Origin of the sequence: Salinibacterium sp. dk2585, from assembly GCF_008001035.1 — a bacterium.
GTDB lineage: Bacteria > Actinomycetota > Actinomycetes > Actinomycetales > Microbacteriaceae > Homoserinimonas.
The window spans coordinates 616,770-634,660 of record NZ_CP042856.1; the positions used below are offsets into that span (position 1 = coordinate 616,770).

19 protein-coding genes are annotated in these 17,891 nt (G+C 68.2%); 14 read left to right on the forward strand and 5 right to left on the reverse strand.

The features are described 5' to 3' along the window. Window positions 1–23 precede the first annotated feature (23 nt). The gene (glmM, locus tag FVA74_RS02925) at window positions 24–1,388 is read left to right on the forward strand and encodes a phosphoglucosamine mutase (RefSeq protein WP_147720289.1); all 1,365 of its coding nucleotides are present in this window, start codon (window positions 24–26) and stop codon (window positions 1,386–1,388) included. A gap of 50 nt (window positions 1,389–1,438) precedes the next feature. Here glmM and coaA read toward each other — a convergent pair whose 3' ends face one another. Next, on the reverse strand, window positions 1,439–2,386 hold the full coding sequence (gene coaA / locus FVA74_RS02930; RefSeq protein WP_147720290.1) for a type I pantothenate kinase: 948 nt from the start codon (window positions 2,384–2,386) through the stop codon (window positions 1,439–1,441). A gap of 69 nt (window positions 2,387–2,455) precedes the next feature. Between coaA and glmS the strand changes: the two genes are divergently transcribed. From glmS to FVA74_RS02975, 9 genes are all read left to right on the forward strand, one after another. Beyond that, window positions 2,456–4,312 carry a glutamine--fructose-6-phosphate transaminase (isomerizing) gene (gene glmS, locus FVA74_RS02935; protein WP_147720291.1) on the forward strand — a complete coding sequence of 619 codons (1,857 nt, stop codon included), beginning with the start codon at window positions 2,456–2,458 and terminating at the stop codon, window positions 4,310–4,312. A gap of 3 nt (window positions 4,313–4,315) precedes the next feature. Further along, entirely contained in the window at window positions 4,316–4,687 is a 372-nt protein-coding gene (locus FVA74_RS02940) for a holo-ACP synthase (RefSeq protein ID WP_147720292.1), read from the forward strand. After that, window positions 4,684–5,787, forward strand: coding sequence for an alanine racemase (gene alr, locus FVA74_RS02945; protein WP_147720293.1), 1,104 nt, complete (start codon window positions 4,684–4,686; stop codon window positions 5,785–5,787). The genes FVA74_RS02940 and alr overlap by 4 nt, the downstream gene beginning before the upstream one ends. After that, complete coding sequence (tsaE, locus tag FVA74_RS02950) at window positions 5,775–6,263, forward strand: tRNA (adenosine(37)-N6)-threonylcarbamoyltransferase complex ATPase subunit type 1 TsaE (protein WP_370454483.1); 489 nt, start codon at window positions 5,775–5,777, stop codon at window positions 6,261–6,263. Before alr ends, tsaE begins: the two co-directional genes overlap by 13 nt. Beyond that, on the forward strand, window positions 6,263–6,886 hold the full coding sequence (gene tsaB / locus FVA74_RS02955) for a tRNA (adenosine(37)-N6)-threonylcarbamoyltransferase complex dimerization subunit type 1 TsaB (RefSeq protein WP_147720294.1): 624 nt from the start codon (window positions 6,263–6,265) through the stop codon (window positions 6,884–6,886). The genes tsaE and tsaB overlap by 1 nt, the downstream gene beginning before the upstream one ends. After that, window positions 6,883–7,377, forward strand: a complete 495-nt coding sequence (gene rimI / locus FVA74_RS02960; RefSeq protein ID WP_147720295.1) for a ribosomal protein S18-alanine N-acetyltransferase — start codon at window positions 6,883–6,885, stop codon at window positions 7,375–7,377. Before tsaB ends, rimI begins: the two co-directional genes overlap by 4 nt. Further along, window positions 7,374–8,420 (forward strand): tRNA (adenosine(37)-N6)-threonylcarbamoyltransferase complex transferase subunit TsaD, encoded by a 1,047-nt coding sequence (tsaD, locus tag FVA74_RS02965; protein ID WP_147720296.1) that lies wholly within the window; start codon window positions 7,374–7,376, stop codon window positions 8,418–8,420. The genes rimI and tsaD overlap by 4 nt, the downstream gene beginning before the upstream one ends. A gap of 91 nt (window positions 8,421–8,511) precedes the next feature. Further along, window positions 8,512–8,910, forward strand: a complete 399-nt coding sequence (locus FVA74_RS02970) for a DUF4190 domain-containing protein (RefSeq protein ID WP_147720297.1) — start codon at window positions 8,512–8,514, stop codon at window positions 8,908–8,910. Between the two features lie 82 nt (window positions 8,911–8,992). Next, on the forward strand, window positions 8,993–9,613 hold the full coding sequence (locus FVA74_RS02975; RefSeq protein WP_147720298.1) for a DUF4190 domain-containing protein: 621 nt from the start codon (window positions 8,993–8,995) through the stop codon (window positions 9,611–9,613). Here FVA74_RS02975 and FVA74_RS02980 read toward each other — a convergent pair. Then, a complete protein-coding gene (locus FVA74_RS02980; RefSeq protein ID WP_147720299.1) occupies window positions 9,607–10,788 on the reverse strand; it encodes a class I SAM-dependent methyltransferase in 1,182 nt (393 codons plus the stop codon). The genes FVA74_RS02975 and FVA74_RS02980 overlap by 7 nt on opposite strands. A 213-nt stretch (window positions 10,789–11,001) precedes the next feature. Between FVA74_RS02980 and groES the strand changes: the two genes are divergently transcribed. From groES to FVA74_RS03000, 4 genes are all read left to right on the forward strand, one after another. After that, window positions 11,002–11,298: a co-chaperone GroES gene (gene groES / locus FVA74_RS02985; RefSeq protein ID WP_108517758.1), complete on the forward strand. Its 297-nt coding sequence runs from the start codon at window positions 11,002–11,004 to the stop codon at window positions 11,296–11,298. 76 nt (window positions 11,299–11,374) lie between these two features. Then, window positions 11,375–12,316, forward strand: a complete 942-nt coding sequence (rarD, locus tag FVA74_RS02990) for an EamA family transporter RarD (protein ID WP_147720300.1) — start codon at window positions 11,375–11,377, stop codon at window positions 12,314–12,316. 60 nt (window positions 12,317–12,376) lie between these two features. Next, complete coding sequence (locus tag FVA74_RS02995) at window positions 12,377–13,627, forward strand: ABC transporter substrate-binding protein (protein WP_147720301.1); 1,251 nt, start codon at window positions 12,377–12,379, stop codon at window positions 13,625–13,627. A 130-nt stretch (window positions 13,628–13,757) separates the two neighbouring features. Further along, window positions 13,758–15,026, forward strand: a complete 1,269-nt coding sequence (locus tag FVA74_RS03000; protein WP_147720302.1) for an ABC transporter substrate-binding protein — start codon at window positions 13,758–13,760, stop codon at window positions 15,024–15,026. Between the two features lie 126 nt (window positions 15,027–15,152). Here FVA74_RS03000 and FVA74_RS03005 read toward each other — a convergent pair whose 3' ends face one another. The 3 genes from FVA74_RS03005 to FVA74_RS03015 are packed head-to-tail and all read right to left on the reverse strand — an operon-like array spanning window position 15,153 to window position 17,888. Further along, window positions 15,153–15,923: an ABC transporter ATP-binding protein gene (locus FVA74_RS03005; protein ID WP_147720303.1), complete on the reverse strand. Its 771-nt coding sequence runs from the start codon at window positions 15,921–15,923 to the stop codon at window positions 15,153–15,155. Further along, window positions 15,920–16,918, reverse strand: coding sequence for an ABC transporter ATP-binding protein (locus FVA74_RS03010; protein ID WP_370454484.1), 999 nt, complete (start codon window positions 16,916–16,918; stop codon window positions 15,920–15,922). Before FVA74_RS03010 ends, FVA74_RS03005 begins: the two co-directional genes overlap by 4 nt. Beyond that, window positions 16,908–17,888, reverse strand: a complete 981-nt coding sequence (locus tag FVA74_RS03015; protein ID WP_147720304.1) for a branched-chain amino acid ABC transporter permease — start codon at window positions 17,886–17,888, stop codon at window positions 16,908–16,910. The genes FVA74_RS03010 and FVA74_RS03015 overlap by 11 nt, the downstream gene beginning before the upstream one ends. Window positions 17,889–17,891 lie beyond the last annotated feature (3 nt).

Below are 17,891 nucleotides of genomic sequence, written 5' to 3' on the forward strand. Positions count from 1 at the left end.
CCGTTCCGGCGACGGACAAAGGCATGGCTCGACTGTTCGGTACCGACGGGGTTCGGGGTCTCGCTAACCGCGACCTGACTGTCGAACTCGCTCTCGGTATCGCACAGTCTGCGGCCGTCGTGCTCGGCAAGGGCCGAGTCGCTGACGGCCGCAGGGCTTCCGGCCGTCGTCCCGTCGCGGTGGTGGCACGTGACCCCCGAATCTCGGGTGAATTCATCTCGGCCGCTGTGGCCGCTGGGTTCGCGAGTTCGGGGGTCGACGTGCTTGACGCGGGGGTCATCCCGACGCCCGCTGCCGCATTCCTCATCGAGGACATTCGAGCCGATTTCGGCGTCATGATCTCGGCGTCGCACAATCCCGCCGAAGACAACGGCATCAAGCTCTTCGCGGTGGGTGGCGTCAAGCTGCCAGACATCGTCGAGGACCGCATTGCGGATGCCTATGAGAAGGGCCGCAAGCTTGCGCCGACCGGTGTCGAGGTGGGGCGCATCCGTCGCTTCGCCGACGCCGAGGACCGCTACGTGCTGCACCTCCTGTCCACGCTTCCCGCGCGGCTCGACGGGCTGCACATCGTGCTCGACTGTGCTCACGGCGCCGCATCCGGCGTCTCGCCGCAGGTGTTCACGGATGCCGGTGCCCGCGTCACGGTGATCGGTGCCGACCCCGACGGCCTCAATATCAATGACGGTGTCGGTTCGACCCACATCGATCGTCTCGCGGAGGCTGTCGTCGCCCACGAGGCAGACCTCGGCATCGCCCACGACGGCGACGCGGACCGCTGCCTCGCGGTCGATCACACGGGCGCCATCGTCGATGGCGACCAGATCATGGCCATCCTCGCCCTCTCCCTCAAGGAGCGGGGCCTGCTCAAGCACGACACGCTCGTGGCCACGGTTATGAGCAACCTTGGGCTGCGCCTGGCGATGGAGGAGAACGGCATCTCGATGGTGCTGACCTCGGTCGGCGACCGCTACGTGCTTGAGGCAATGGAGGAGCACGGGTACAACCTGGGCGGCGAGCAGTCCGGCCACGTCATCATGAGCGATCACGCGACGACGGGCGACGGCATCCTGACGGGCCTCCAGCTGGCGGCCGAAGTCACTCGCACCGGAAAGTCCTTGGCGGAGCTCGCGTCAGTCATGACCGTGTACCCGCAGGTCATGATCAATGTGAAGGGTGTCGACCGCACTGCCCTCGAGGGCAACGACGTCATCGCATCCGCTGTCTCGGGCTGGGAGGAGCGCCTCGGTTCAACGGGCCGGGTGCTCCTGCGCCCCTCCGGCACGGAGCCGATGGTGCGCGTCATGGTTGAGGCGGCCGATCACGAGACCGCGCAGCAGGCGGCTGAGGAACTCGCTGCCGTCGTTCGCGAGCAACTCGCGAACTAGCGCGAGTCTTCGCGATTGCCGTCGAGCGAACCGCGCTACCGAACCCGCCTTCAGATCTTGCGGAGCAGTATCTTCTGCACCGCGTGATCGGCGTCCTTGCGCAGCACGAGTGTCGCGCGCGAGCGTGTCGGCAGGATGTTCTCGCTCAGGTTGGGCAGGTTGATTCTGTTCCAGATCCCTGAGGCTGTCTCCCGCGCCTGCTGCTCGTCGAGCGACGCATAGCGGTGGAAGTACGACTCCGGATCGGCGAATGCCCCGCGCTGCAGTTTGAGGAAGCGCTCTTCATACCAGCGGGCGATGTCGTTCGTGCGGGCATCCACGTAGATGCTGAAGTCGAAGAGGTCGCTGAGCGCGAGGGTGTGGCCGGGCTGCGGGGGCTGCAGCACGTTGAGCCCCTCGACGATGAGGATGTCGGGCCGCCGCACGACGACCTCGGCCCCGGGGATGATGTCGTAGGTGAGGTGGGAGTAGACGGGGGCACGCACTTCGGCGACGCCGCTCTTGACCTGCGTGACGAAGCGCAGGAGGCTGCGGCGATCGTAGGACTCGGGGAATCCCTTGCGCTGCATGAGACCCCGCCGCTCGAGTTCGGCGTTGGGATGCAGGAACCCGTCGGTGGTGAGGAGTGCCACGCGAGGCGTCGACTCCCAGCGGGCCAGAAGCACTCGCAGGAGGCGGGCGATTGTCGACTTGCCCACCGCGACCGAACCGGCGACACCGATCACGAAGGGTGTTGTAGGGGAGCGTTCTCCGAGAAAGCCGCTCGTCGCGGCGTGCAGCTCGCGAGCGCCCACGACGTAGAGGTTGATGAGCCTGCTGAGCGGCAGGTAGACGTCGGATACCTCGTCGACGCCGAGTGCGTCGCCGAGGCCACGGAGCCCAACGATCTCCTCCTGGGAGAGCGGCAGCTTCGTCGCTGGCGCGAGTTCTGCCCAGGCGGCCCGCTCGATCTCGACGAATGGCGTGCTGCCTGGCGCGCCTGTAGTGGGGTCGGACATCGCTGAGAAGCCTAGCGCGCGCGGAGCGCGCGAACTCTCGTTCAGCACCGCTGGCATAGAATCGGGCGCATGTGTGGAATCGTGGGATACGTCGGAACCGACAAGAGCATCGAGGTGCTGATGGGCGGTCTCCGTCGACTTGAGTACCGTGGCTACGACTCGGCCGGCATCGCGGTGCTGGGTGCAGACGGCACCCTTGACACCCGCAAGAAGGCGGGCAAGCTGCAGATGCTCGCCGACGAGCTGCTCGCGCAGCCGGTCGCGAATGGTGCCACGGGCATCGGCCACACCCGCTGGGCGACGCACGGCGGTCCCACTGACTCGAACGCGCATCCGCACCTCGGCGACGACGGCCGCCTGGCCCTGATCCACAACGGCATCATCGAGAACTTCGCCGAGCTCAAGCAGGAGCTGCTCGACGAGGACCCGGAGACGGAGTTCCTGAGTGAGACCGACAGTGAGGTCGCGGCGCTCCTCGTGGGACGGGCCTACCGCCGCACGGGCAACCTCGCCGAGGCGCTTCGCGAGGTCGTCGCGCGCCTCCACGGTGCCTTCACGCTGCTCGTCATGCACGTCGACGAGCCGGGCGTCGTCGTGGGCGCACGCCGCAACTCGCCCCTGGTGATCGGGCTCGGCGATGGCGAGAACTTCCTCGGCTCGGATGTCGCGGCATTCGTTGAGCACACGCACCGCGCGATGGAGATCGGTCAGGACCAGCTCGCGATCATCACTCCCGACAGTGTCACCGTCACCGACTTCGACGGCAACGCAGTCGAAGCCAAGACCTTCGAGGTCGCCTGGGATGCCTCCGCCTCGGAGAAGGGCGGCTGGTCGAGCTTCATGGCGAAGGAGATCAGCGAGGAGCCCGAGGCTGTCGCGAAGACCCTCCTTGGCCGCGCGACGGAGGACGGGGTGCACATCGCCGAGCTCGCTGGCATCGGCGACGACGCGCTCCGCGCCATCGACCGCATCGTGATCGTCGGCGCAGGCACGGCGAACTACTCGGGCATGGTCGCGAAGTACGCGATCGAGAAGTGGGCCCGCGTGCCCGTGGACGTCGAGCTTGCGCACGAGTTCCGCTACCGCGACCCCATCCTCACCCCTGACACGCTCGTCGTCTCGATCAGCCAGTCGGGCGAGACGATGGACACGCTCATGGCGGTCAAGTACGCGAGCGAGAACGGCGCGCGCACGGTGTCGATCTGCAACACGCAGGGCGCGACGATCCCGCGTGAGTCCGACGCCGTCATCTACACGCACGCCGGCCCGGAGGTGGCCGTCGCATCGACCAAGGCCTTCGTCGCCCAGGTGATCGCGCTCTACCTGCTCGGGCTGCACATCGCGACGGCCCGCGGCACCCTATCGGCGCAGGAGGTCGCCTCCGCAGTCGAGGAGCTCCAGGCGCTTCCCGACAAGATGGCGACCGTGCTCGAGGAGCACGAGACCATCAAGCAGATGGCTGGCTGGATGGCCGACACGCGTTCCGTGCTGTTCCTTGGCCGGCACGTGGGCTTCCCGGTCGCGCTCGAGGGCGCGCTCAAGCTCAAGGAGATCGCGTACATCCACGCTGAGGGCTTCGCCGCCGGTGAGCTCAAGCACGGTCCCATCGCGCTGATCGAGCCGGGCATCCCGGTCTTCGTCGTCGTGCCGAGCCCGCGCGACCCCGACTCGCTGCACAAGAAGGTTGTCTCGAACATCCAGGAGATCCGCGCTCGCGGTGCCCGTGTGCTCGCAATCGCAGAACAGGGTGATGCGGCAGTGTTGCCCTACGCGGATGTCGTGCTGCCGATCCCGCTCGCGGGGCGCTTCTTCGAGCCGCTGCTCGCGGTCATCCCGCTGCAGATCTTCGCGATGGAGCTTGCCTCGGCCAAGGGCCTCGACGTCGACCAGCCGCGCAACCTCGCCAAGTCCGTCACGGTGGAGTAGGCCGTGATCGTCGGGGTGGGCGTCGACCTGGTCGATCTCGCCCGCTTCGAGCGGGCGGCGAGCCGGACTCCGAGACTGCTCGACCGGCTGTTCGCCGAGAGCGAACAATGGTCGGACGGTCGTCGGCGGTCGTTGCCCTCGCTCGCGGCACGCTTCGCCGCGAAGGAGGCGCTCATCAAGGCGGTCGGCGATTCATCCGGGATGCGCTGGCACGACATGCGCGTCGTCTCGAACGAGCTGCGCAACCCTTCCTTCGAGCTGCACGGCGGCATCGCTGAGATCGCCGAGCGGCGCGGCATCGGTACCTTCCACCTGTCGATGAGCCACGACGGCGGGCTCGCGATCGCCTACGTCGTCGCGGAGGGCGGGGCATGAGCGGGCGGATGCGCGAGGCATCCGTCTCGCTGTCGGCCATCAGCAGCAACGTGGCCAGGCTGCGGGAGCTCGCGGGCGGCACGCCGGCCATGGCGGTCGTCAAAGCCGACGGCTACGGGCACGGAACAGCCGAGGTGGCACGCGCGGCGCTCGCAGGCGGCGCGGAGCGGCTGGGTGTCGCCGACATCGGCGAGGCCCTGGTGCTGCGCAGCGCCGGCATCGCGGCGCCGATCCTCGCCTGGTTGCACGCGCCGGACGAGGATTTCGTGGCCGCGGCGGCCGCGGGCGTCGAGCTGGGGCTGAGCCGCGTCGAGCAGTTGGAGCGCGCCGCGGCGACGGATGCCACTCCCACCGTGCATCTCAAGGTCGACACGGGCCTCGGCCGCAACGGCGCCGAGCGTTCCTCCTGGCCCGCCTTCCTCGCTCGCGCCTCGGAGCTTGAGCGGCAGGGGGGCATCCGCGTCGAGGGGATCTTCTCGCACCTCGCGAACGCGGGCCGGGAGGAGGACCTCTCGCAGGTCGCGGCATTCGAGGCGGCGACGGCGGTGGCGCACGATGCCGGCCTGCACCCGCGGTGGCGGCACCTGGCGGCCACGGCCGGCGCGATCGATGTGCCGGAAGCGCGCTTCGACCTCGTGCGACTCGGCATCGGCATGTATGGTCTCTCGCCCTTCGACGACCGGGATCCTCAATCGCTCGGGCTCCGCCCGGCAATGCGGCTCTCGGCACAGGTGGCCTCCGTCAAGCGGGTTCCGGCCGGCTCGGGGGTCTCGTATGGGCTCACGTATCGCGCCGAGCGTGAGACGACGCTTGCCCTCGTGCCCCTCGGCTACGCGGACGGCATTCCCCGGCAGGCCTCGGGTCTCGGCCCCATCGCGATCAACGGCGGCACCTTCCGGGTGGCCGGCCGCATCGCGATGGACCAGTTCGTGGTCGACGTGGGCGACACGGAGGTCGCCGTCGGCGACCGCGCCGTGCTCTTCGGCGACCCGGCGGATGGCGCGCCCGCAGTTGATGAATGGGCCGCGGCGGCGGGCACGATCAACTACGAGGTCGTGACACGGATCGGCCCGCGAGTGGCAAGGACGTGGCATCGGTGATCGAGCGCATCATCGAGACGCCCGAGGCGATGGTTGCGCTTGGGGCGCGGATCGCGCGCGAGCTGCGCGCGGGCGACGTCGTCGCGGTCAACGGTGAGCTCGGCGCGGGCAAGACCACCTTCACGCGCGGGCTCGGCGACGCCCTCGGCGTTCGCGGGCCCGTGACGAGCCCGACCTTCGTGCTGGCCCGCACGCATCCGAACCTGGGCGACGGCCCGCCCCTCGTGCACGTCGACGCCTACCGTCTCTCGCACCCAGCCGAACTCGATGACCTCGACATCGACTTCGAGGCATCCGTCGTCGTCGTGGAGTGGGCGGCCGGCATGCTCGACGCGGTCGTCGACGAATGGCTGGAGATCGCGATCCACCGGCCCAAGGGCGCCGACACGGCGGCCGAGGGCGAGGAGCCGGTCGAACCGCGTCGGGTCACGATCGAGGGCCATGGCCCCCGCTGGCGCGAGATTAGGCTGGACTGATGCTGCTCTCCATTGACACCTCGGCGGGCACCTCGGTCGCCGTCGTCGACCGCGACCGGGGCATCATCGTCGAGCTGGGTGAGAGCGACACGCGTCGCCATGCCGAGGTCATCGGCGAGCTCATCGCGCGCTGCCTCGAGCAGGCGGGCATCCAGGTCGCTGATCTGTCCGGCGTCGCAGTCGGCATGGGCCCTGGCCCGTTCACGGGGCTTCGCGTCGGCATCGCGGCCGCGCAGGCATTCGCGCTGGGCGCGGGCAGGCCAGTCGTGCGGGTCGTCAGCCACGATGCGATCGCCTTCCAGCACTATGCGGCGGGGGGTTCCGGGGCCCTCTTGGTGGTGACGGATGCCCGCCGCCGCGAGGTCTACTGGTCCGCCTACTCGGGGGCCGACGCCGAGGGGCTCCCTGTCCGCTCGGGCGGACCGGCGCTTGCGGCGCCCGCGGAGCTTCCCGCCGAGGCGTCGACAACTCGCATCGATGCCGCAGAGGTCTCGGCCGGTGCCGCTGGGATGCTCGCCGAGCTGCTGTACTTCCACGGACGCGACTTCGCGGGCGCAGAGCCGCTCTACCTGAGGTCGCCCGACGTGACCCTTTCCGCTGGCCCGAAGCGCGTGACGGGATGACCTGGTTCCTCCGCCGCGCGGGCATCGGCGACCTTGCCGACATCATGCGCATCGAGACAGCGACCTTCGCGAACGACGCCTGGTCGGAGAAGGCCATGGCGGGTGAGCTCGAGAGCGAGCACACCTACTACCTCGTCGCGGAGCGCAACGACACGGGCGAGGTGCAGGGATACGCCGGCCTGCTCGCCCCCTTGGGGTCGCGACAGGGCGACATCCAGACGATCGCGGTCGACGAGGCCGCCCGCCGCGGAGGACTCGGACGCGCCCTCATGCTGCAGCTCATGGATGAGGCGAGGCAGCGGGGAGCGCGTGAGATGTTCCTCGAGGTGCGGGCCGACAACCCGGGGGCCCAGCGGCTCTACGAGGCCCTCGGCTATGAGGTGATCGGGGTGCGTCCCCGCTACTACCAGCCTGATGGGGTCGACGCCATTGTCATGAGGGCGACCCTGGAGCATCCGATCGCCGGCGTTGCCGAGGAGGGAGCATCATGACCCGCGAACCACTCGTGCTGGGCATCGAAACCAGCTGCGATGAGACGGGCGTCGGCATCGTGCGCGGCACCGAGCTTCTCGCCAACGTCATCGCCTCCTCGATGGACGAGCATGCCCGCTACGGCGGCGTCGTGCCCGAGATCGCCGCACGCGCCCACCTCGAGGCCATGAACCCGACGCTCGAAGAGGCGCTGAAGCGGGCGGATGTCTCGCTCGCCGAGCTTGACGCGATCGCCGTCACGAGCGGCCCTGGCCTGTCGGGCGCCCTCATGGTGGGGGTCGGCGCTGCCAAGGCGCTCGCCGTGGCGACGGGCAAGCCCCTCTATGCTGTCAACCACCTCGTGGGGCACGTGGGCGCCGACGTGCTGACGGGTGAGGACGTCGAGTACCCGACGGTCGCGCTGCTCGTCTCCGGCGGCCACACCTCGCTGCTGCTCGTGCGCGACCTCGTGAGCGATGTCGAGTTGCTCGGCGAGACGATTGACGACGCGGCGGGGGAGGCCTTCGACAAGGTCGCACGCCTGCTCGGCTTGCCCTACCCGGGCGGTCCCGAGATCGACAGGGCCGCGGCATCCGGTGATCCCAAGGCCATCCGTTTCCCGCGCGGGCTGAGCCTGCCCAAGGACATGGCGAAGCACCGCTACGACTTCTCGTTCTCGGGCCTCAAGACGGCCGTCGCACGGTGGGTCGAGCAGAAGCGCGATGCTGGCGAGGAGGTTCCCGTGGCGGATGTCGCGGCGAGCTTCCGCGAGGCCGTTGCCGACGTGCTCATCACGAAGGCCGTCGCCGCCTGCCGCGACCTCAACGTGCCGCGCCTCCTGCTGGGAGGCGGCGTCGTCGCGAACGCTCGCGTGCGTGCCCTCGCGGAGGAGCGGTGCGCGGATGCCGGGATCGCGCTCCGCATCCCACCCTTCTCCCTCTGCACCGACAACGGGGCCATGATCGCGGCCCTCGGGGCGCAACTCGTCGCGGCGGGCCGGCAACCGTCAGGGCTCGGCTTCGGCGCCGACTCCACCCTCCCCGTGACGAGCATCCAGGCGTAACGTCGGAGAAAAGCGGGTGTTGTTCGTTGACACCCGTTCAGCGTGCTGTCACCATAGGCACCGCATCAATCCGATCATCAAGGAGACTCCCGTGTCTGAATCCATGCCGGCTGCCGCCCCGGAGCCCACCCCTTACTCCGCTGCTCCCGCCGGCGGCGCGCCCAAGAAGGCACCCGTGCTGAGCATCATCGCGCTCATCGCCGGAATCCTGGGCCTCCTCGGCTCCTGGATCGGCATCTTCTCGATTCTCGGCCTCATCGGCGTCATCCTCCCGATCGCCGCGATCATCCTCGGCTTCCTCGGCAAGTCGAAGGAGCCGCAGGCGTCGAAGGGCCTCTGGCTGACGGGCATCATCACGGGCTTCATCGGCCTCGCGATCACGGTGCTCCTCGTCATCGGCAGCACGGTGCTCTTCGCCTCCCTCGGCGAGCAGTACAACGACATGACCCCCTACGAGCTCGAGCAGCAGCTCGAGGAGCTCAACAACTAGTTTGTCCGTCACCGAAGGGCCCGCGTTGAACGACTCGGGCCCTTCGCTGTTGCCGGAGGCGGGCATCCGACAGAATGGCTGCATGAGCACTCACAACCCCGACGAGGTTCCGCCGGTCCCCACGCCCCCTGCCGAGTCGGCTGCCGAGCAGGTGCCCGCGCCCGAGCCGACGCCAGAAGTCGCGGCCTCCGAAGCGCCCGCCTCCGAAGCGCCCTCGGCGGATGCGGCGCCGGCCGCGTCGCCCTATGGGCCTGCGGCCACGGCGAGCGATGCGACGGCGGCAGCGCAGCCAGAGCAGCCTTACGGCGTGCCGCAGCAGCCATCCGCCGCAGCGGGCCAGCAGCAGCCCTACGGCGCACCTCAGCAGCAGCCATACGGGGGCACCCAACAGCCCTACGGCGGCTCGCCCTACCAGTCGGCGCCCGCCGGTCCCCCCAAGGGACTCAGCCTCACCTCGATGATCACGGGCATCGCGGGCGTCTTCCTCAGTCTCTTCGGCGGCCTCGGGTTCCTTCCCGCCCTCGCGGGTGTCGTCTTCGGCCACATCGCGCAGCGCCGCGAGCCGCACGCCAAGCCGTTCTGGCTCACGGGCATCATTACGGGCTACTCGGGTATCGCGATCAGCCTCCTGTGGGGCCTGATCTGGATCGTCCCGCTCATCTTCTTCCTCGTGGCGGGAGCCTCGAGCGGCTACTACTACTGAGCCGCGCGCTCCGCGAGTAGTGCAACACGCCGACCCGCCACCCTCGTCAACACGACGGTGGCGGTGCCGTCTCCGCGTGGCGCGAGGCGGCGCCGGAAGGCGGCAGGGTCGATGTCGACGCCGCGCTTCTTGATCTCCACGCGGCCGATCCCGCGCACCTGCAGTTCCCTCTTGAGGCGGCGCTCGTCGAGCGGGAGCTGCTCGATGATGCGGAATCGTGACGCGAAGGGCGTATCGAGGGCACGGTCACTCGTGATGTAGGCGATGTCCTGGCTGACCATGCGTCCGCCGAGTTGGCGCGCGAGGTCTCCGATCAGCCGTGCCCGGATCACCGCGCCGTCGGGTTCGTAGAGGTACTCGCCGAGCTCGCCCGTCTCCGCGTCCTCGCTGTCGGCCGCCGAGGTGAGTTCAGCGGCGCCCCCTTCCGTGATGACGAGGGCCGAGCGACGGATGCCCGGCCTCGCTACAGGGCCAAGCCACACTCCCAGCTCCACGACGTCGTGGTCGACCGAGACCCACTGGGCCTCGGCGTCTTCGGGAATCACGTCGCGGTCGACGCCCGGTCCGAGCTTGACGCCCACGGGCATCCGCTCGGCCAGGCCGAAGGCGAAGTCGAGGGTCGGGGACCAGTCTGCGGGGTCATGGAGACGGCCGCGCTCGTTGCGTCGGGCGGGGTCGAGCCACGCGGCATCCGTCTCGGCCAGGTCGACGTCCTCAGCTGAGGCGTGCTCGACCGTGACGGAGGCCCAGGGGGAAAGGTTGTAGGCGGCAATGGCGGCGGTCACCTCATCGCGCTCGACCGCGAGCACGCCGAGGTCGAGCGCGGCCATTGCGAGCGAGTCGGCACCGATGCCGCAGCCGAGGTCGGCGACGCGCGTGACTCCGGCCGTGCGGAAGCGCTCCGCGTGCCGTGCCGCGACGCTCAGGCGGGTGGCCTGCTCGAGCCCCGCCTCGGTGAAGAGCATCCGCTCGGCGAAGGGGCCGAACTTGGCCAGCGCGCGATGCCGCAGTCTCGCCTGCGTGAGCACCGCAGCGACGAGGGCGGGCGGGTGCCCGGCCGCACGGAGCTCGCTCACCATGCGCACGACATCGCCCTTGCTGTCATAGGGCGGCAGGGAGTCGAGAAGCCGCAGCCCCTCGGGCGTCAGCAGGTGGGTGAGCTCGGCGGAATCCATCCGGCCCATTATCCCTTTCATGAATCCGGACCGTACCCGCACGGTCGGGGCCTTCGACGCTGATCGTCCGTGTATGGTCCGGATAGTGAGAGCGAGTTCGGATTGGCACTCGGATTGCGAGAGTGCCAATCACCCCGCTACAGTTGTTCTGGCACTCTCCCCGCGAGGGTGCTAACCCCAAGTTTCTTCACGCACTTCAGAAAGAGGTCAACCGTGTCGGTGTCCATCAAGCCGCTCGAAGATCGCATTGTCATCAAGCAGGTCGAGGCCGAGCAGACGACTGCATCCGGTCTTGTCATCCCTGACACTGCCAAGGAGAAGCCCCAGGAGGGCGAGGTCGTGGCGGTGGGCCCCGGCCGCATCGACGACAACGGCAACCGCATCCCGCTCGACGTTGCTGTTGGCGACAAGGTGATCTACTCCAAGTACGGCGGCACCGAGGTCAAGTACGGCGGCGACGACCTGCTCGTGCTCTCGGCCCGCGACGTGCTCGCGGTGGTCGTGCGCTAGTCGCATCCATTTCTCGAAGGCCCGTCCTGCTTCGGCAGGGCGGGCTTTTCGTTTCTCGCGGTTGTAGCATTCTCGAATGAGCCGCCCAGCACCCGTACTCGAAGACGTGCGGATGCAACGGCGCGCCGGTCTCCTCTACGCGGTCGGTGCCTACGCTCTCTGGGGCTTCCTCCCCGGCTACTTCCTGCTCCTCGCCCCGTCCGGCCCCTTCGAGGTCGTCGCGGGACGCGTCATCCTGTCGCTCGCCTTCTGTGCCCTCCTGCTCACGATCACGCGCGGCTGGCGCTCGGTCGCCGACGTCGTCAGGTCGCCCAGGCTCGCGCTCATCATGGGGGTCGCCGCCGCCCTGATCTCGGTCAACTGGCTCGTGTTCGTCTTCGCGGCGCTCAACGGCCAGGTGCTTGCGTCATCCCTCGGCTACTTCATCAACCCGCTCTTCACGGTGCTGCTGGGTGTCGTGCTGCTTCGCGAATCGCTGCGGCCGCTCCAGTGGGTCGCGATGGGCTTCGGGGCGATCGCGATCGTCGTGCTGGCGGTCGGCCTCGGAGAGATCCCGTGGATCTCCCTCGCCCTCGCCGGCAGCTTCGGCCTCTACGGCCTCATCAAGAAGCAGGCGGGCCCGCGGGTCGGTGCGGTGTCGGGACTCACGGTCGAGACGATGTGGCTGACGGTCCCCGCGATCGTCGTGCTCCTTGCGCTGGCAGCGGGCCCGGGCATCGCGGCCGGCGCGAATGGGCCCGCGCACCTCGTGCTCTTCCTGATGTCCGGCGTGGCGACGGCCGTGCCCCTGCTGCTGTTCGCCGCAGGCGCCCGCCGCCTGCCGCTCGTCACGATCGGCCTCGTGCAGTATCTCGCGCCCATCCTGCAGTTCATCCTCGGCGCGTTCGTGCTGCATGAGGCCATGCCGCCCGAGCGCTGGGTGGGCTTCGGGCTCGTCTGGGTCGCCCTTGTCGTGCTCACGATCGACATGCTGGTCGAGGGGCGGATGTCGCGCCGCGCCTTGCCGCAACCGCTCTGATCTCTCGGTAGGGTTCCTGAGGCGTCGCCCGTTGGCGCCTCCACGAATGAGAGGAACGCCATGGTGCGCCGTGCCCCCGTCACTGCCGTCGCGATCGCTGCAGCCCTTGTGCTGTCAGGGTGCACAGCGGAGGTGGCGGTCACTCCCGCCCCGTCGCCGCGCCCCAGCGCTCCCGCCGCATCCGGAGACGGCGTGCTGCGCATCGGCACGCTGTTGCCGACCTCGGGGGAGACGGCCTTCCTCTCGCCAGCGCAGGTCGCGGGCGTCGAGCTTGCGGTGCGCGAGATCAACGAGGCGGGCGGTGTGCTCGGCGCCCCCGTCGAGGTGTTCCATCGCAATTCAGGCGACGCCACGACAGAGACGCTCGAGGCCTCCTACGCCCAGCTCGTCGAGCACGGCGTCGACGTGATCGTCGGCCCCTCCTCATCCGTGCTCGCTGAGCGACTCCTCCCGCTCACCGCCGCCGACGGTATCGCTGTCATCTCGCCGTCAGCGACGGCATCCGCCCTGTCCGACCTCGACGACTCCGGCCTCCTTCTCCGCACCTCGCCGCCCGTGAGCCTGCAGGGCCGCGCCCTCGCCCAGCTGCTCACCGACGACGGCGCCGAGACGGTCGCCACGGTGACCTTCGACGACACCGAGTCGGCGGCCGTGACCTCCGTGCTCTCCGAGGCGATGGGGGATGGCTCCGTCACTTTCGCCGAGACCTTTGCAGGCGATACGGATGCCGCTGCCTTCGCCGCCCGGGTCGCCGAGTCGGGCGTGGACGCCGTCGTGCTGTCGAGTCCCTTCACGCCTGGGGTGCCGACCGCCGCACTGCTCGACGGCCTTGTGACAGCCGGAATCCCCGCCACCTCCCTCTGGGTGACCGCTGCCGGCCTCGCTGACTATTCGCAGGCACTCCCGGCTGGCGCGATCGAGGGCGTTCGCGGGGTGCTCGACGGGCGGGAGCCCTCTGAGGAGTTTGCGGCCCGGGCCAAGTCGATGGACCCTGGGCTCAGCGATGTGCGCTACGCGGCCGAAGCCTATGACGCGACCGTGCTCGCGGCGCTCGCCGCGATCGTGGCTGAGGACGACGGCGGCCCATCGCTCGCCTACTCGGCCATCGATGTCTCCGGAGCGGGCATCAAGTGCATGAGCTTCGGCGAGTGCCTCGACGTGCTCGAGAGCCGCCCCGACATCGACTACGACGGTGTCTCCGGCCCACTTGCGCTCAACGATTCGGGTGACCCGACGGTCGCTGTGTTCCGCGTGTTCACCTACGGCGCCGACAACCGAGCGGTGCCCGGGGGAGACGTACTCGTCGAGTAGACAGGGCTGTCGCGCATGTTACCGCCCCGTAACACGGAGGTATTGTGCGCGGGCGTGCCGGGCAATACCGTTGCAAGACGGCAGTGTCCTGCCGTGGTTTTCATCACATTTCATGAACGCAAGGAGCAACATGAGCGTATTCGCGAAGGCCAATGCCGGATCGCGCGGGCGCAAGGCCCTTTACGCAGGTGTCGCAGGTCTCGGAGCCGTCGCACTCGTGCTGAGCGGCTGCGCGGCAGACGACGGTGGCAATGGCGGCAACGGTGGCAACACGGGGGAGGACCTGACGCTCAAGATCGGTTCGCTGCTGCCGGCAACAGGCAACCTCGCCTTCCTCGGCCCGCCCGAGTTCGCGGGTGTCGACTACGCGATCTCCCAGATCAACGAGGCCGACATGGGCATCACCGTCGAGCACGTGCGCGGCGACTCGGGTGACACCGACAACAAGGCCTACGAGACCGAGGTTCCTCGCGTGCTCGGTGAGGGTGTCTCCGCCATCATTGGTGCGGCGTCGTCCGGTGTCTCGCTGCAGTTCATCGACCAGGTCATCGCGAACGACACGATCCTGTTCTCGCCGGCCAACACGTCCGACGCGTTCACGACCTATGACGACAACGGCCTCTACTTCCGCACGGCACCGTCCGACGTGCTGCAGGGCGAGGTGCTTGGCAACCTCATCGCAGAAGACGGCCACCAGACGCTCGGCATGATCGTGCTGAACGATTCCTACGGCACCGGCCTGCAGAAGTACGTCACGGAGGCCTTCGAGGCCGCCGGTGGCGAGGTTGTCGCCACGTCGTCGTACAACACGGGTGACACGAGCTTCAGTGCCCAGATCAGCGAGGTCCTCGCCGAGGCCCCTGACGCGATCGCCCTGATCACGTTCGAAGAGGTCAAGACGATGCTTCCGGACATCGTCTCGTCGTTCCCCGCTGAGAACCTCTACTTCGTCGATGGCAACCTTGCCAACTTCGGTGACGAGGTTCCGCCGATCGAGGGCGCCAAGGGCACCTTCCCCGGCACCAACGTGGATGAGCTTGCAGCGTTCACCGAGGAGCTCAACGAGTTCTGGGTCGGCACGGGTGAGCCTGAGCTCACCGAGTTCACCTACGGCGCGGAGTCGTACGACGCCGTCATGCTGCTCGCACTGGCCGCCCTCAAGGCCCAGTCGACGGATGCCGCGGACATCGCCGCTGCGCTGCAGGAAGTCTCGGGTGGTTCGGGTGACGGCGAGAAGTGCTCGACCTTCGCCGAGTGCGCCGAGATCATCAACAACGGAGACGTCGCCGACTACGACGGCATCTCCGGCCCGATCACCTTCGACGAGGTCGGCGACCCGACCGAGGCCGTGATCGGCACCTACATCTTCGGCCCGGACAACACGTACTCCGCGTACTAAGCCGAACGACTGAGGGAGGGGCTCGGATGCCACGGCATCCGGGCCCCTTTCGCATGCCTCAACCCGCGGCACAACGCGAAGGGCCCGGCATCCACGCGGATACCGGGCCCCTTCGCGTCAGACCTGTCAGTCTTGGCCGAGCGTGCCCAGGTAGAGGCCGATGACCTTGGGGTCGTTGAGGAGTTCGCGACCCGTGCCTGTGTAGGCATCCCGGCCCTGGTCGAGCACGTAGCCGCGGTCGCAGATCTGCAGGCAGCGGCGTGCGTTCTGCTCGACCATGATCGTCGTGACGCCCGCCTTGTTGATCTCGGAGACGCGGATGAAGGCCTCGTCCTGCCGCACCGGGGAGAGGCCGGCAGACGGCTCGTCGAGCAGCATGACGTGCGGGTCCATCATGAGGGCACGCGACATGGCGACCATCTGGCGCTCACCGCCCGAGAGTGAGCCCGCACGCTGCTTGAGGCGCTTGCCGAGTTCCCCGAAGATGCCGACGACGAACTCGAGGCGTTCGTCGTAGATCTTGGGGTTCTGGAAGAGCCCCATCTTCAGGTTGTCCTCGATCGTCAGGCTCGGGAACACGTTGTTGTTCTGCGGCACGAAGCCGACGCCCTTGGCGACGAGCTTGTTGGCCTTGAGCCCCGTGATGTCCTCACCGTTGAGCGAGATCGATCCGCCACGGACCTTCACCTGCCCGAAGATGGCCTTGAGCAGGGTCGACTTGCCGGCCCCGTTGGGCCCGATGATGCCGATCAACTCGCCCTGTCGAGCCACCAGGTTGGCATCGTTGAGGATGTTGACGCCGGGCAGGTATCCCGCCGTGAGGTCCTTGACCTCGATGACGGGGGAGCCGGTCACGGCAGCGGAGGAAGCGGGCTGCTGGGTCGTTGGGGTGCTCATTCGCCGGCCTTTCGGTTCTCGAAGGCCGCGGCATCCGCTGCCTGTTCATGCTCGATGTCAGCGACAAGGGCTGCGGCGGACTCTGACGGAACCTCGCCCGCAATGCGGCCCGTGACGACCCCGAGGTCCACGTCCTGGTGCGCGCCCAGGTAGGCGTCGATCACGGCGGGATCTTTCATGACCGTGTCTGGCGGACCCTCGGCGACGACCTTGCCCTCCGCCATCACGACGACCCAGTCGGCGATGTGCCGCACCATGTGCATGTCGTGCTCGACGAAAAGCACGGTCATGCCCTGGTCCTTGAGATCGAGGATGTGCTCAAGAAGCGACTGCGTCAGCGCGGGGTTCACGCCAGCCATCGGCTCGTCGAGCATGACGAGGGTCGGGTCGCTCATGAGGGCGCGAGCCATCTCGAGGAGCTTGCGCTGGCCACCCGAGAGGCTGGCCGCGAAGTCGTCCTTCTTTGTATCGAGCTTGAAGCGGGCGAGCAGCTCGAGCGCCTTGGCCTCGAACTCCTCCTCCTGCTTGCGCCAGAGGAAGGGAAAGAGGCCCGCCCAGAAGCGCTCACCGCGCTGGTGCTTTGCGCCGAGCTTCATGTTTTCGAGCACTGTGAGAAGGCCGAGCGACTTCGTGAGCTGGAAGGTTCGCACCTGCCCGCGCTGCGACACCTTGAAGGCGGGGATGCCAGAGAGCGACCTGCCCTCGAAGGTCCACGAGCCCTTGTCGGGCTTGTCGAAGCCCGTCAGGAGGTTGAAGAGAGTCGTCTTGCCGGCACCGTTCGGGCCGATGAGGGCCGTGATGGCGTTGCGCGGGATCTCGAGGTGATCCACGTCGACGGCCGTGAGCCCGCCGAAGGTGCGCGTGACCCCGTCGGCGATGACGATGGGGTCGACCTTTTCGACGCCGGGGCGGATGTCGCCCTTGTGCAGGCCGGTCGACTTCTGTCGGGTCACGGGAGCGGATGTCGCTGCTGGGGTTGCTGCGTCACTTGACAAAGGTCAGCTCCTTCTTGTTTCCGAGGATGCCCTGCGGTCTGAAGATCACGAGGAGCATCAGGGCGACACCGACGAGGATGAATCGAAGGGTCTGGGCCTGGCTCGTCGACATGAAGGGCAGGATGCCCGCCGTCACGAGTGCGGGCAGGATGTTGCTGAGCAGCGTCTGCACGACCCAGTAGAGCACGGCGCCGAGCACGGGACCGAAGATGGTCGCGGCGCCACCAAGCAGGAGCGCCGTCCAGACGAAGAACGTGAGCGAGGTCACGTAGACGCCCGGGTTGACCGAAGAGGGCAGCGCGTAGACGATGCCACCGAGCGAGCCGAAGACGCCACCGAGGATGAGCGCCTGCATCTTGTAGGAGAAGACGTTCTTGCCGAGCGAGCGCACGGCATCCTCGTCTTCGCGGATGCCGCGCAGCACTCGGCCCCACGGGCTGCGCATGATTGCCCACACGATCAGCAGCGCGAGGGCGACGAGCACGATGCCGACGATGCGCACCCACCAGCCATTCGCCGTGTACTCCCACGGGCCGAAACCGTAGGTGCCTTCAGGCAGCGGGTTCGATGCGCGGAAGCTCGCGTGGTAGCCGCTGAGGCCATCCGCGGAGCCCGTGTACTCGTCGAAGGTCGTCGACAGGAAGAGCAGGCGCACGATCTCGGCGGCGGCGATCGTCACGATCGCGAGATAGTCGCCTCGCAACCGCAGCGTCGGGATGCCCAGCACGAGTGAGAACAGCACGGAGCAGGCCATGGCGATGAGCACGCCGGCCCACCAGGGCAGCCCGAAGGTCAGGATCGAGATGGCATAGCCGTAGGCGCCGATGGCCATGTAGGCGGCGATACCCATGTTGAGCAGTCCGGCGAAGCCGAAGTGCACGGCGAGGCCGATCGCCGCGAGGGCGTAGCCGAGGGTCGCCGGGGAGATGAGCGAGGAGGCAGTGTTGCCGAAGATAGTCAGCCAGTCCATGAG

Bases quoted from the DNA above. Each gene is read 5' to 3' on its own strand.
- glmM (WP_147720289.1), top strand. From the start codon at position 24: ATGGCTCGACTGTTCGGTACCGACGGGGTTCGGGGTCTCGCTAACCGC.
- coaA (WP_147720290.1), bottom strand. From the start codon at position 2,386: ATGTCCGACCCCACTACAGGCGCGCCAGGCAGCACGCCATTCGTCGAG.
- glmS (WP_147720291.1), top strand. From the start codon at position 2,456: ATGTGTGGAATCGTGGGATACGTCGGAACCGACAAGAGCATCGAGGTG.
- alr (WP_147720293.1), top strand. From the start codon at position 4,684: ATGAGCGGGCGGATGCGCGAGGCATCCGTCTCGCTGTCGGCCATCAGC.
- tsaB (WP_147720294.1), top strand. From the start codon at position 6,263: ATGCTGCTCTCCATTGACACCTCGGCGGGCACCTCGGTCGCCGTCGTC.
- rimI (WP_147720295.1), top strand. From the start codon at position 6,883: ATGACCTGGTTCCTCCGCCGCGCGGGCATCGGCGACCTTGCCGACATC.
- tsaD (WP_147720296.1), top strand. From the start codon at position 7,374: ATGACCCGCGAACCACTCGTGCTGGGCATCGAAACCAGCTGCGATGAG.
- FVA74_RS02975 (WP_147720298.1), top strand. From the start codon at position 8,993: ATGAGCACTCACAACCCCGACGAGGTTCCGCCGGTCCCCACGCCCCCT.
- FVA74_RS02980 (WP_147720299.1), bottom strand. From the start codon at position 10,788: ATGGATTCCGCCGAGCTCACCCACCTGCTGACGCCCGAGGGGCTGCGG.
- rarD (WP_147720300.1), top strand. From the start codon at position 11,375: ATGAGCCGCCCAGCACCCGTACTCGAAGACGTGCGGATGCAACGGCGC.
- FVA74_RS02995 (WP_147720301.1), top strand. From the start codon at position 12,377: ATGGTGCGCCGTGCCCCCGTCACTGCCGTCGCGATCGCTGCAGCCCTT.
- FVA74_RS03000 (WP_147720302.1), top strand. From the start codon at position 13,758: ATGAGCGTATTCGCGAAGGCCAATGCCGGATCGCGCGGGCGCAAGGCC.
- FVA74_RS03005 (WP_147720303.1), bottom strand. From the start codon at position 15,923: ATGAGCACCCCAACGACCCAGCAGCCCGCTTCCTCCGCTGCCGTGACC.
- FVA74_RS03015 (WP_147720304.1), bottom strand. From the start codon at position 17,888: ATGGACTGGCTGACTATCTTCGGCAACACTGCCTCCTCGCTCATCTCC.